At 49.1% G+C, this 14,140-nt stretch carries 9 protein-coding genes and 2 pseudogenes; 1 reads left to right on the top strand and 10 read right to left on the bottom strand.

Going from position 1 to position 14,140, the window contains the following annotated elements:
• Positions 1–362 precede the first annotated feature (362 nt).
• Together NST34_RS16600 and NST34_RS16595 are read right to left on the bottom strand one after the other, a co-directional pair.
• Positions 363–821 carry a hypothetical protein gene (locus tag NST34_RS16600; protein WP_341128319.1) on the bottom strand — a complete coding sequence of 153 codons (459 nt, stop codon included), beginning with the start codon at positions 819–821 and terminating at the stop codon, positions 363–365.
• A gap of 184 nt (positions 822–1,005) precedes the next feature.
• Positions 1,006–2,085 carry a DUF418 domain-containing protein gene (locus NST34_RS16595; protein WP_341128318.1) on the bottom strand — a complete coding sequence of 360 codons (1,080 nt, stop codon included), beginning with the start codon at positions 2,083–2,085 and terminating at the stop codon, positions 1,006–1,008.
• A 534-nt stretch (positions 2,086–2,619) separates the two neighbouring features.
• Between NST34_RS16595 and NST34_RS16590 the strand changes: the two are divergent.
• Positions 2,620–2,943: pseudogene (locus NST34_RS16590) on the top strand (IS3 family transposase); the annotation flags it as partial.
• A 64-nt stretch (positions 2,944–3,007) separates the two neighbouring features.
• Here the strand turns inward: NST34_RS16590 and NST34_RS16585 are convergent.
• The 8 genes and pseudogenes from NST34_RS16585 to NST34_RS16550 form a co-directional block, all read right to left on the bottom strand.
• Positions 3,008–3,210, bottom strand: a pseudogene (locus NST34_RS16585) (hypothetical protein); the annotation flags it as partial.
• A gap of 10 nt (positions 3,211–3,220) precedes the next feature.
• Positions 3,221–4,222, bottom strand: coding sequence for a glycoside hydrolase family protein (locus tag NST34_RS16580; protein WP_341128317.1), 1,002 nt, complete (start codon positions 4,220–4,222; stop codon positions 3,221–3,223).
• A 175-nt stretch (positions 4,223–4,397) separates the two neighbouring features.
• Positions 4,398–6,677, bottom strand: coding sequence for a chondroitinase-B domain-containing protein (locus tag NST34_RS16575; RefSeq protein ID WP_341128316.1), 2,280 nt, complete (start codon positions 6,675–6,677; stop codon positions 4,398–4,400).
• 157 nt (positions 6,678–6,834) lie between these two features.
• Complete coding sequence (locus NST34_RS16570) at positions 6,835–7,965, bottom strand: glycoside hydrolase family 88 protein (protein ID WP_445667667.1); 1,131 nt, start codon at positions 7,963–7,965, stop codon at positions 6,835–6,837.
• Positions 7,966–7,986: 21 nt separating this feature from the next.
• Positions 7,987–8,862, bottom strand: a complete 876-nt coding sequence (locus NST34_RS16565; RefSeq protein ID WP_341128315.1) for a carbohydrate ABC transporter permease — start codon at positions 8,860–8,862, stop codon at positions 7,987–7,989.
• A 12-nt stretch (positions 8,863–8,874) separates the two neighbouring features.
• Positions 8,875–9,828 carry an ABC transporter permease gene (locus NST34_RS16560; protein ID WP_042188470.1) on the bottom strand — a complete coding sequence of 318 codons (954 nt, stop codon included), beginning with the start codon at positions 9,826–9,828 and terminating at the stop codon, positions 8,875–8,877.
• A gap of 103 nt (positions 9,829–9,931) precedes the next feature.
• The gene (locus NST34_RS16555) at positions 9,932–11,602 is read right to left on the bottom strand and encodes an extracellular solute-binding protein (RefSeq protein WP_341128314.1); all 1,671 of its coding nucleotides are present in this window, start codon (positions 11,600–11,602) and stop codon (positions 9,932–9,934) included.
• A 173-nt stretch (positions 11,603–11,775) separates the two neighbouring features.
• Positions 11,776–14,130 carry an AraC family transcriptional regulator gene (locus tag NST34_RS16550; protein WP_341128313.1) on the bottom strand — a complete coding sequence of 785 codons (2,355 nt, stop codon included), beginning with the start codon at positions 14,128–14,130 and terminating at the stop codon, positions 11,776–11,778.
• Positions 14,131–14,140 lie beyond the last annotated feature (10 nt).

Genomic DNA, 14,140 nt, shown 5'->3' with positions numbered 1-14,140 from the left:
TTAAAACAGATACTCTGCACAAGTGTATTCCACTAACACGACTGTTGAGAGAATAGAAAACGGCCCATGGATGAGTGGGTAAATCGATAAAACAGCGTTCCAAGGAGGTCCGCTCCCGCACTTGGCTTGACAATACATCTAGCCCAACAGGCTGCCGTTATAGTAGCGCCTGTTGGGCTTCAAAAAAGGGTCTTATGTGGCTCTTGAACTAAAAGCTTTAATTTTTATCATAATCAACATGAAAGCAAGCAAAACGAATATGATTCCACTTCATATGAGCGGATGTATTCCCCATTGAGAGATAAACCAATCACCAATGGAAGCTCCCAACGTAATGCTTTTAGCCTCACTGACACGGAACTCTATAAACGAAATGATGATCGATTTGAGCTGCTATATTTAAAGGAACGGGAAAAGGTACGCAATGACAATTTGGAATAATTCAGCTTCCATATATGCCAGGATTCGAACTCGGAGAAAGCCGCCTCATCTTGCTCGGTTAACCAGTGAAAGTCTCCTTTCAGGTTTTCTTGCAGCAAGACGTTCTCATCGGCTTCTGAAAAATAAAAAAGATAATCTCCGCTATGCAGAGTGACTCCCGCTTCATTCAATTTTCGGCGAATGATCTTCTCAGACAGGTCTTGTCGTTGATAAAGGCCTACATTATCGGCCATCGCATGCATCAGGACCGCCATAACCAGACTGTCTTTATCCAGGTTCGTGTTGATGGCAACAGTAGCGACTTCATCGGTATAGAGGATGACTCCGTTCAAAAATTGCGTCCGCCAAAAGTCAGTTATCGTTTGTGAGAATAAAGACATACTTCTTCCCCCCCTCGCTAACTTCATTTTACTACTATGGCCATTGTACCTTCTTTGCTAAAAAAGCCTCCTGTTGGACCGTCCAAGGGAGCGTAGCTAAAACGATAACAATGGACGGCATCTTCCCTCAACGTTCATTGAATAATAAGTTGTCACATGTTACTTTTCAAGCCTCTTACACCACTCAGCACCATTTTCTCATGATCAGCTCAATCGGACCTCTTTTCATCCACTTTCTCCACAGACTCGAAAAGATAATGGAGATAATGAAATAAACGGTTCCGTATGCCATTGCAAAAGAAAGACTTCCGTTTTCCAAATAACCCACTGTCATAAGAAAACCAATTCCGATCACTACGTGCCCGATATAATGGGTTAACGATAACTGTCCTGTATGGATCATCGCCTGTGTCAGAAGGGAATTTTCAAATTTATCGACCACATAAAGACAGATCGCAATGATGGCGACAGCTGAACAAATGCCAGAGAAAACATACAGCATTGTGGGCGGCATCGGTTTTGTTCCAAAAAGATAAGTTGCTGCTTCTTTACTCAGTACTGGGGAGGTCCATTTAACCAAGAAGAAAGAAATCAATTCAAAAACAACCGTTCCTGACAACGAATATACTAGTAATTTCGAACGGTTTTCCTTATTCAGCCAACGCTTCCTGCCAATCCACATGCCGATGAGGAAGAAGCTCAGCCAAGGGAAAATGGGATGAAATCCGTTAAATAACAGATTGCGAGTAAACCCTTCTATCGTCCAAAAGCCCATGTATTCCTTAAAACTCGAGTCCCATCCCTTGCTGTAATCGAATACGACTAAAAACAACTGCGATGCTATCAGGATTATCGAAAACAAAACTAGTATTATATTATCGGATACTGTGATCAAGACTGCAGCTACAAGCATAAATACCGCATAATAATGCAAAATATCGGCACTCCAGCCTATTAGCAATAAAAGCACGCCAGATATAAACAGAAAAGCAGCTCTCTTGTACAAGCTGTTCCGGATTTGAGGAATGAGTTCCCAGCTCATTGAGTTACGGGCTTTCGAGGTCATTAATGCCACCCCAATACCAGCCAACACGACAAACAAGGCGGATGCTCTCCCCTCAAAAAGGCCCGCTATCGCTTGCAACCATGCAGGTCCGCCACTCTCTGCCTGCATCGCTAGCTTATAGTTCACCATTACCATGCCGAAGATCGCCAATGCTCTTGCAAAATCAAAGGCAGTTATCCGCTCTTTCGCTTGACTCATGCCGCATCCTCTCCCTTAATACATTTCGCTTTATGACATGACATCGCTCAATAGATAGCAGCAGCTTTTCCCATAGTGAACCGAGTGAGTATCCTAATCCGATAAAACTAATACACCAAAATAAGGCACCTCTATAAGCATAGACTTCAATGGTTCAGAACGAAGAACCCAAAATGCCTGTGAAGTATCCGGTTAGCGTCACTCCTAAGGAATGCGGCTTGGAATACCTAAACAATAAACCCTAGGTCTGACCTAAGGTCAATTGTTTTGTTCAAAATTTAAAGAAGTATGTTCTATTTTCCTGCATTTTCTGTATTGAACAACAGGCATGCAGGACGCCTCAAGATCACAAGCACGATGCAGCGGAGTTGTGGTGCATAGCTCAAATTAATGACGATTGAACTGAAGTTAAGGGATGGGGCAATTATTTTGGAAACAGACTTAGATTTGTCTAAATGGAAGCGTTTTGAAGCAGAGATCATCCTATTAACCGTAAGATGTTATTTAAAATATAGTCTAAGTTATCGTGATAGATTATCAGATGAAGATAAATCTCTTATTCATTCTGACCAAGGCTGGCACTATCAGATGAAACAGTATCGTCATGCTCTCGAAGAACGCGGCATCAAGCAAAGTATGTCCCGTAAAGGTAACTGCTACGACAATGCCGTCATCGAGAACTTCTTTGGTATCATTAAATCTGAATTTCTATATTTAAAGGAATTCGAAAGTATCGCACATTTTAAACAAGAGCTATTAAATTACATCGATTATTACAACAACAAGCGAATTAAAGCAAAACTAAAAGGCCTGAGTTCAGTACCGAACTCAGGCCCAACAAGTTGCCTAATTAAATAACCTGTTTAACTTTAAGGGAAGTGTTTAGTGCTTGAACAGTCTGATTCAATCAGAAAAGCCATGATTATTTTAAATATTTCCCTGTGAAAGAATGTTTCGCTTAAATGAAATGTATAGGTTCGCCTCAAATATAATTTGGCCACCCCTACTGCCGCCATCAGGCCCCATGTCGATAATCCAATCCGCCTGACTGATGACGTCAAGGTTATACTCGATAACGATAACTGTATTGCCCTTGTCCACGTGCCGGTTCATAATCTGCCACAGCCCCAGTGAATCATTGCTTCAAAGGTATAACCATGTTCCACGTATCGGAAGCGTCCTTAAAACCATCACTGCCGTCCGAGACGGCCGCGAACAAATGAGTCGGCTTGCCGTTCTGGAACAACAGGAACGGCCGCTCCAGATTGCCCAGCGTCTGCACCGTGCCGTCATCCCAACGCACCGTCCGGGAATAGCCTTGCGGCTGCCCATGCAAGCTCCATTTCAGTCCGTCCGGCGACTTGGCGTAGATGCCGCCGTATTTTTCTCCGCATAGATGCCCTTCCATATCTTTGGCGATCAAATTGTATCCTTCGTTTGTTTGCCAGATAAAAGGGTCTTCGATATGGAACGACTCTGGAGGAAACACCGGCTCGTCACTCAGCACCCGGTACAGCCCCTCGTAGTGATCCGCATACGCAACGCCAATCGTCATGCCGCCATGCAGGTTGCCTTCGTAGTGACGTGCCTTGTAGATCAGCAGCACGGATCCGTCCTCCCTGACACACGGAGCCGGATTGGAGGTCAGAAAGCTATCGAATCGGCCGGGACGTGTTGGCAATATCGGTTCATCCGCTCTGCGCCACGGGCCCAAAACGCTGTCCGCTATAGCCAGACCTACCCGTTTGTTCGCCCGCGCCACGATGCATTGAGGATCGGTTAACCCGAAATTCCCGGGCGGCTCTGGATCGCTTAGAGGATGGGTCGAACCCGTATAATAAAGCAAATATTTGTTGTTGTGCTTGACGATATGGGGGTTGTGCGTGCAGCGTCCGTCCCAATATTCCGCTCCCCTCGCCGGAAGCGCCACCTCGCAGAATCGGTACGGTCCCTCGGGGGTATCCGAGTCTGCCCTGACAATCTCTGAAGCCGTCATCCAGCCGGGATGCATCGGCAGTGTCTTCGGCCAGCGCGAGGCAAACATATGGAATTTGCCGTCCTCGCCCTGCACGACGGAACCGCACCATACCCAATAACCTTCCATACGGAAGCCGCCGCCACGCGGAGCCGGCAACATTGTGCTAGTATGCATGTGCAGTCACCTCGTTTTTTCCCGCTGCTCCATAATTGCTGTGAAACATGGTCTCCCATCCTTCCAAATGAAGTGAATAACAGGACTGCTCCATACATCAATGGATCGACATAGTCATGTCGGCGAACCAACCGCCGGCACGCTTGCACATATATCGATCCTAAGGCGTATTCAGCCCCACATCGTCGGCCGCTAGCGGGCGATTCAGTAGAGGCGCGCCGGAATATTCGTCCGCCCCCACATCTGCTGTCGCCCGCATTTGACCGTCCATATCCGCCAGCACGAACGCGTATGTCCCTACAGCTGCATCAGTTGCCGGGCTGCTCGCGGACAGTTTCTGAATGCCGTTCACCGCAGTCAGCAGCGGATTGATATTTCGGATCTGCTCCGAGCTGCGTGATATGTTGCTAATAGTGCTGCCAAACCCGATGTTACCTTGGAACAGCGTATTCGTTGTCGCCGCCTCGTAATAAAGCGTGCCGGTGCTGTTGTATACAATATTGTTCGCCACGACGGAATCCTGCGGAGCATACGCTTTGCCCGAGCCGATGACGATACCGGTTTTGCTGTTTACAATCGTATTGTTGACGATAAGCGCCCGGTAAATTTTCCATTGTTTGCGCAATTGTTCGACCGTCGGATTTGGAGGGGAGCCTCCAGTACCGCCGTCAAAGTCTCCGTTAGGCAAGTAGATTGCTTCGCCAGTCAAATTCTCAAAGTAGTTGTTATAAATCTTATGGTCATTGCCGAACATCCGGATGCCTTCCTGATCCGACTCCACACCGTCCCCGAGGAAGAAGTTACCATATACGCTGTTGTTATGGCCATGCCGCAGCGTCAGGCTGCCCTTGGACGTGCGGAATGTATTGAAGCGCACCGAATTGCTGCTGCTCTTGACCGATATGATTTCCGGCTCTCCATCGCAATTCTGAAATACATTGTATTGTATCGTATTATAGCCGTGGGAGAGCGTAAGACCCGACAAGCCGAGACGAATTGTCTCTTTGCCGTTAGCAACCCATGGGCCTACATCATGGAAATAGTTGTATTCGATAATATCGTATTGTGAAATTTGCCCTGAGCCATCCTGTCCTTCGTAAGCGATCAGCGGTTCGGTGTCGCTCTTCAGTCCGAAGTCGTTCCGGTCGATGCGGTTATGATGGCTGTTCGTGCCCCGCACTTGCAGCCACATCAGGCCGCTCCCCGAGCTGGGAAGCGCAAACGTATTACGGGTCAGTCGCGCATGGTGCGAGCCTTCCAACACCACTGCGCCATTGCTTGTGTTCGTAAACTTTAATCCGTCCAGCACCACATGCGAGGAGTTCTCGACGCGGAAGCCTGACGCTCCCGAGATGATAGCCTGACCGCGGTTTTTCGCTTTAATGACGATTGGCGCGTTGGCAGTGCCGTTTTTGTTCTGAACAGCAAACGGGCTTGTACGCGAATACGTGCCGTTTGCCAACACAATCGTTTTACCCGCCGTAGCGGTTGCAAGCTCGGCAGCCAACTGCGTGGAAGTGCTAACTTCGACGACCGTCCCTTCGCTACCGCTGCCGCTTGAATCACTACCATAAATTTCAACCTCGGCAAAGCTGTTCAAGGCGTTCACCGAGTTGCCATGGCCAACAATACGAACGTAGCGGACGGGGGCAACATCGGCAAAATCAAACGTCTGCAAGCTGTTGCTCAGACTGCTGACCGCTCCCGAAAGCACTGTACTGAAGTTGTAGCCATCATATGAAGTCTGGATATCAAAAGCGAAAGTTCGCTCCGCCCCGTTGGTGAAGGCGATCTTCACGTATTCCACCCGCTTGCTCGATCCAAGGTCGTATTGGACCCACTCCCCTTCGCCACTCGCTGACCAGCGTGTGTTAAGATCGCCGTCGATTGTATACGCGACGATATTGCCGTCATCTCCGCTGGCCATAAGTTGTGGCACGGTAATCGCCAACTTGCTTGCGCCTGGCGGAGATCCGCTCGCGGTGCCGTAGAGTTCAACTTCAGAATAGCTGTTCCACAGGTTGGAGGAATTGCCGTGCCCAACGATCCTCACATAGCGGGTAGAATCGACATCCGGAAAATCGAACGCTTGCAGACCTTCCACAAGGCTGCTCACAACTCCGCTGCTGACGGTCGTAAAGGTGGAACCGTCCGTAGACGTCAAAATATCAAAAGTAGAAGTGCGGCTTGACCCATTCAGAAATGCAATTTTGATGAAAGACACTTTGCGATTTACGCCCAAATCGTACTGGATCCATTGCATGTCGCCATTCGCCGACCAACGTGTTAAGAAATCACCGTCCACCGTGTTGGCTGGAACGTTGCCGTCATCTCCGCTCGCCGTCACGCTGGAGCTGCCAATTGTGAACTTCGTATCAGCCGCCCTCGCCGTTCCTGGTATTAACGCAACCAGCATACAGATCAAAATAATGCACGTCATACTTTTGGTTCCCATAATTCATTTTCATCCTTTCCATTATGAAATGATGGTTATTGAATTATTCCCTTCGTTCCGTCTGGCACCTCCTCTCAAGAATACGGAAGCCGGGAGGAGCTTCCTGTCCTCCCGGCATCGTGATTACGGCCTTTGATTCCGCTTAAAAAACATGCTGGCTCCAGCCTTTGCTCTTCGCCAAAGCTTCAATATAATAGTAATCGCCGTAAATCAGCGATACGTTGATGTTGGTATTGACTGGCTTATGACCGGTTGCGCCGAGCAGGATGCCTTCATACTCCGGCTTGTCGAGCGCACTGTAGTTGTTCGACAGCGAGCGAAGAATGCGCGTGGCCGCGCGCTGATATAAAGCGGCTTCCTCAGGAGCCACCTGCGACGCGATATCGATCAAGCCAGATGCTGCGCAGCTCGCCGCTGAGGTGTCGCGCGGCTCGTCCGTCAAGTCGGTCGCCGCACGGAAATCCCAATGTGGCACATCGTCTTCCGCCAACGCGCTGATGAAATAATGCGCCACCCCCTTCGCCGCATTCAAGTAACGCGCTGCTCCCGTATAGCGGTAAGCGCAGCTCATCCCGTAGAGCGCCCAAGCTTGGCCCCGCGACCAGGACGATTGCGGCGCGAAGCCCTGTCCGCCGTCATAACGCTCCACTTCGCCCGTCTCCGGATCGAAGATAACGATATGATGCACCGAGCCGTCGCCTCGGATGAATGAGCGAAGCACCATATCTGCATGGGCGACCGCAATATGCTTGAAGCGCGGATCATCGCTTTCTTCACTCGCCCAGAACAGAAGCGGCAAATTCATCATCGAATCGATGATCGACCAACCTGTCTGGTTGCGGGGCCAGGCTCGAATGAACTGTCCTGCCGGGTTGTACCTGCCCGCCAGATAGTTGGCGGCGAACAGCCCGCGCCGCCGAGCGTCCGGGTCGCCGGTCAGCTTGTAGCGGATAACCGATGTCGGCAGGAACTGAAAGCCAACATCGTGGTGGAAATGGTTGTCCCGCAAGTAACATTGCTCCATGCGTTCGTCCCAAGGCTCCGCCTCCTCCCGATAACGTTGCTCGCCGGTCATATCGTACAGAATCCACAGAATGCCCGGCCAGAAGCCTGAAATCCACTGATCCACTTTGATCTGGTCATATTTGCCCGCCGCCGAAACATGCGGCGCTTCTGTCCAGCCTGCTTCGATCATATGATCAACTTTAATTTTCACTTTATCCCACCAAGCCGTCAGCTCGGATGGTTTCAGTTTCACATTTTCATTGCTCATCTCTGAATTCCACCCCTTCTCCTAACCTTTAATGGCACCGATCAAGGCGCCTTTCACGAAATATTTTTGCAATAGCGGATAGACCAGAAAAATCGGAAGGGTTGCTATCATAATCGTGGCGTATTTTAATGTCTCGCCCAATATGATGATCTCATCCTGGGAGGCTCCTTCCGCCATGGAGTTTGCCTCGCCAATAATCAAAATTTCTCGCAGGATCAACTGCAACGGATACAGCGACCGATCCTGAAGGAAGATCATGGCGTTAAACCAGGAGTTCCAGTGGCTTACTCCGTAATACAGGCCTACCACTGCAAGCACGGGCTTGCATAGCGGCAGGAAGATGCGGAACAGAATGCCAAAGTCGTTGGCGCCGTCGATCTTGGCCGACTCTTCTAGCGCATCCGGCACTGCCTCGAACGATGTTCGCATGATAATGAGGTTAAATGCGCTTATTGCGGTAGGCAGGATCAGCGCCCACAGTGTGTCCGTAATGCCCAACCCTCTGACCAGCAAGTAGAACGGAATTAATCCACCGCTGAAAAACATGGTAAATACGATAAACAACGTAAGCTGCTTGCGATATTGCAATGTTTTTCTGGACAAGGCGTATGCGGCAAAAGAAGTAAGCAGCAAATTGAGAGCCACGCCTACAATGACAATAAATAATGTGTTGCGGTAGCCGAGCAGGATCATCGGGTTGCTGAATACCGCCTCATATGTTTCAAGCGAGAAGCCCAGCGGCTTCCAAAGAATGCCCTTATGCGCCATCATCAGCGCTGGTTCGCTGAATGAAGCAAATGCCACGTATAGAATTGGGTACACTGTTACAATCATGAGCGCGGACAAAAACAGCGTATTGCAAACCCGGAATATATGTTCACCCAAGCTTACTCGCATACGAACCCTCCTCTACCACAAACCCGTATTGTTCAACTTCCGGCTTATCCAGTTGGAGCCGATAACAAGCGCGAAGTTAATCACGGAGTTGAACAATCCGACAGCGGAGCTGAAACTGAATTGAAAATCTTGAAGCCCGATCCGGTACACATACGAGGAAATGACATCCCCTGTCACATAAGTGGTCGGGTTGTACAACAGAATAACTTTCTCGAAGCCAACGCTCATAATTCGGCCAATGTTCAGGATGAGCAATATAACGAAAACGGGAAGCAGACCGGGTAGGGTAATATGAAGCATCTGCTTCCAGCGTCCACCCCCGTCGATCTTGCAAGCTTCATATTGCTCGAGATCGATCGCAGACAGCGCGGCCAAATAAATAATTGTACCCCAGCCTATATGTTGCCATATATTCGACGAAACGAAGATTGTCCGGAAAAAAGACGGCTCCAGCAGCATCGTAACCCGCTCACCACCGAAAAATGCGATAATATCGTTAATGACGCCGTCACTGCTCGTAAAATCTTTGATCATGCCGCAAATAATGACAAGCGAAATAAAATGCGGCAAATAAGTAATCGTCTGAACCGAACGCTTGAACAGTGCATTTTTCACCTCATTAAGCAACAAGGCGAGAATAAGCGGAGCGGGAAAACCGAAAATGAGATCGTACAAGCTAATCATCAGAGTGTTTTTTAACACCCGCCAAAAATACATACCGCCAAAAAAGTCTTTGAAATGCTCAAGTCCTACCCACGCGCTGCCCCCGATTCCAAGCCGGGGGTTAAAATCCTTGAACGCAATAATCGAACCGTACATCGGGAAATAATGAAAAATAATGAAATATAACAAAACAGGAGTAAGCATCATGTACAAATACTTGTTCTTAACCATGTCTTTCGCAATATTAAGCGGCAGACGACCGGCATGCGTGACTTTGCTGCGTCCCAGCTTCAATTGAGCCATCTCCTACTCCTCCTATCCAAATCCAGCATTATCGGCAGGGGATGGCTGCACCATTCCCTTGCCCCACGGCAGCCTGCAGCCAGCCGTGGGACGATACATGGAGTTATCTGTTGTTGTAGCGATCCAAAGCGCCTTGATAGATGTCGATTACATCACGAATCCCCATATCTTCCAGCTGCTTTACAAAGCTGTCGAACTTGTCGAGCGGCTCGTTGCCCATTACAAATTTGATGAACATTTCTTCCAGATACGTGTTGATTGCCGTCATCGTCTGCGCTACCTTCTTGCTCTCATCTACAGTAGGCGTAATGAACGCGGGCAAAATATGTTTCGCCGCATCAGTCTCCGACCAAATCTGGACCGCCTCGTCCTGTTGTGGGAACGTGTTGGTCGTTTTTTGCTCATGCATCGGAAATGGACCGTTCGGAACCGTATACTGCGCCAACATCTGCTGTGAAGTGTACTTATCGTTTTTTACGATCATATCGGTAAATTTCGGAACGCCGTTGTCCATTGTGTAGCTTTCGCCTTCAACGCCGAAGTTGTACATCATGGTTCCTTGCTCGCTAAATGCGAAGTCCAGCCATTTTACGATCGTTTCCAGGTCTTTCGCCGATGTCGTCACGGCCGCGCTTGCTTTCGGGTTATATTTGAAATCGCGCTGTCCGGTGAACGGTTTTTCGCCTGCTTTCAATACCGGATAAGGAGCCGCTACAAGATCAAAAGCCGGATTTTGGGATTTACCGGACTCCAGCCATTTGCCCATGCCGCCGCCCAGCAGGAAAACAGTCGCGCCGGACTCACCGTTCAGAAGCCGCTTATCCAGCGTGTCGCGTTCGACGATCGGGAAGTCTTTATCAATCAGCCCTTCGGAATACCACTGGCGGAACAGCGTCATAACATCCTTGTATTGCGGATCTAACGGACCGTATTTCACTTTGCCTAGGTCGTCAATATAGAAGCCGTGCGATGTTTTGTATGCGCCGAAGAACGCGTCCTGCAAATTCATTTTGTTCGCGTATAGCGCCGTCAGCGGGGCTACGGCGCCTTTTTTCTCTTTGAACGCCGTCAGAACCTTATGCCAATCGTCTATCGTTACAGGCAATTGCAGCCCTAGCTCATCCAACCAATCTTTGCGCAGCATTGGTCCGCGGAAGACTAATCCTTCCTCGTTTCGCACCATCGGGAAGACGTAATATTGGCCACTGTCGGTCTTCACCATTTTATCCAGCTCTGGATTAGCTTCCAGCATCTTCTTCAGGTTAGGCGCATATTGGTCGATCAAATCGTTTAGCGGTACGATAACCCCGTCTGAAATCGCCTTTTCCGGTCCACCCGGATAAATACTCCAGTCGTACTCCAGCACATCCGGCAGCTTGCTGGAAGCCAGCAACAAATTAAACTGCTCTTCAGCTTGACTTTCGGTCGGATGGATGTAGTTCACTTTCACGCCGGTAGCTTCAACAATCGCCTTCCCGATCGGCGCTTCCGCCAGATTCGTTGTAAATGTAATCAGGTTTCCGTTGATTGGAGCCCAGTATGAGAAAGTATCTTTTGTATCCAGCGGATACACCGGCTTATCCGATCCCTCGTTGCCTTTGCTTACGCCATCGCCGCCCTTATTGCTGACGGCGCTTTGAGTCGGCTCTGTCTTACGCTTGTTTCCAGAGCCCCCATTACTAGAGCATGCGGTTAACAACAATGAAAGTACCATTGCGATCCCCAGTGTGAGCTGCAGCCTCTTATGAGTCTTGACGTTGCGATTTTTCGCCATTGTGCCCTCCGTTCTTTTCGTCTCGAATATGTTGGTGTGAATACGCTTTCAACATAACGTTAATCCGGTGCCGCAAGCCATCGTTAAAACCTAAAATATACTGCAATTTCTCAAAAATGAGGGTAACAAAACCGCATGTATGCCACTTTTTCTTGAAAAGAAAAGCCCTAGAGCTACTTGACTTCCCTGTAGCGCCCGGGCGTTATCCCTTCAAATTTTTTGAATATACGATGGAAGGTATTCACATCGTTGTAACCAACCTTCAGCGATATTTCGCTGACCGTATATTTCCCGCCGATAAGCAGCAATTTGGCCTGCACCAGCCGCGTCTTGTTAATATAATCGAGCAGAGATTCGCCGGCAAGTTCCTTGAACAGTTTGGAAACATACGATGGCGTCATGGAGAAGGCTTCCCCGATCATCGAAATGTTCAGGTTCTCGTCCTGGTAATACTCGTTGACATATTTCATGACCTTATCGATTAGCGGATTGCTGCAGTATTCGCGGTTATTATTAACGTAGCCGCACAGAAGCTCTAGCATATCGTAAAGCTGGCTGCGCATCTCCCCTACCGTCTGGCATTGCATCAGGCGTTCGATGGCGCGCACTCCGTCAGGCATATCCGGCTTGCCCGCGATGCGGATTTCGCCGATTACTTTTTGCAGCGTAGCCATTAGATCGAACATGAGACATTTGGCAGTATGAAAAGGAAACGGCTCCGTCGTCACATTTTTCTGAATGATCTCCCCGACGAAGGTTTTCGCCTTATCAAGCTGCCCTTCGCGAACCATAACGATCAATTGCTGCTCGGCCTTGAGCGGATAAAAATAACCACCTGGAGCAGCCCCTAGGTTGTCGTTGCCGCTCAGGTCCCCATAATGAATAATGCCCCCGCTGCCTGCAATGATACGGTATTCCATCGCCTCAATCGCTTCCTGGAACGCCTGGAAGATGCCATATTCGCCCTGCTGTTGTGCGCTGATGGCAGCGGTCAACTGGACATGGGCATGATTGGAGATGAACGACATCGTTTCTTCCGCGATGTGCGCCAGCTCCCCCCGCTGCTCCGTCGGCGATGCAAGCTGATGGTTGACGATGCAGGCGAGCAACTCCTGGTCCAGCTCTACCGCATAGGCGTTTACTGACTTTCGCGCGACCTCCTCGACCACGTTGGCGATCAGGAATTGCAGCAACCGCTTATTATGGACCTGATCCTCATCCTTCCGATGGAACTTGCCGAAGTGCTCGATGCGCAGCAAAATAACAGAGAATCCGCCCAGCGGGAAACGCAGATCATAGGCTGAGAACGATTCGTGCAACGGGATATGGCTGTCGAGTTGCCCCTTCAGCAGCCGCTGCAAAAAGTGCGATCTGAGTGTATTGTTATGCTGATTCAGCTTGTAATGAAGCTCCTCCTTCTCATGGAAGGTGCTGCTCAGCGCCTGCTCCAGAAAGGAGTATTCATTGGAGCCGCGATCAAAGGTAAAACCCGCCTTGAACGACAAGCTCTGGATCAGCGCATGGATCGGCAGGTAGTTCCGTTTGAGGAGCCAATACGTAACGCCACCGCCAACAATAAGGCAAAGCAAGATACTGGCGATCGTCAATTGCTCTACCACGTTCATCTTCTGGTGATATACGTTCGCCGGCAGCGTCATCACATATTTCCATCCCGTAATGGATGAGGTTGTGTAGGATGCAACAAGCCGGTGACCGTCAGTCTCGATCTCAAGTTGCCCCGATTCTTTCGACATATCGCTGTATAATAGAGCAGGTTCCGACAGCGAATCGCCCGTAGACGCAATGAACCGGTTGTCTTTATCCAGAATAAAGATCGTACCTTTCTCAGGCGCCGAAGCTTGCTCTAGCAGCTTACTGCGGTCAATCATGAACAGCAAGACAGCTCCAGGTTGATTCATGATTGTTGAGTTCACATTTTGGGCATACATGACCGTAGGCCGCCACTCATTCTCTTCAGACACAACAACGGAGTGGTAGCCTTTAATGTACCCTTGGTCAAAATATTCTCGTAACGACTGGAACGGCATATGCTCTTCAAGGCGAATATGGTCGTATAACGCTTCGATGTTCATACGGTTGTTGCGGGCGATGACCGTATCGCTATTTTTGTAGTAAATATAAATACCTTCAAGAAAATCGTTAGCGATTTCGTATACGCGCAAATCATTAGCGATTTGGTATACATCGTAGTGGTCCGAATCAGACAGATTGGTATCGGCCGAAATAAATGCTGCGATTCGCCTGTTGAGGCTCACCTCGAGGCTTAGATTCTCGATTCCTTTGAACTGGCTATCTATGGCTTGCTCCATCTGAAGAAGAATAGATTGGTTGGCACGGTTAATTTCAGCCTTTACAACGTTCAGCGTCGCGCCGTATATAACGCCGCTGATCAGAATGGGCACGAGCAGCACCGAGACGTAGGAAAGCATCCAGGTCATGTATACACTGCGATTTTTATGCCGGAGCTGTTTCAGATAGATTGTCCACCGGTTTCGAGTTTGGGCCATAGGTTCTCCT

Origin of the sequence: Paenibacillus sp. FSL H7-0714, from assembly GCF_038003765.1 — a bacterium.
Classification (GTDB): Bacteria; Bacillota; Bacilli; order Paenibacillales; family Paenibacillaceae; genus Paenibacillus_AQ.
Note: the sequence above shows the minus strand (reverse complement) of the source record. Positions and strands in the feature narration are given on the sequence as shown.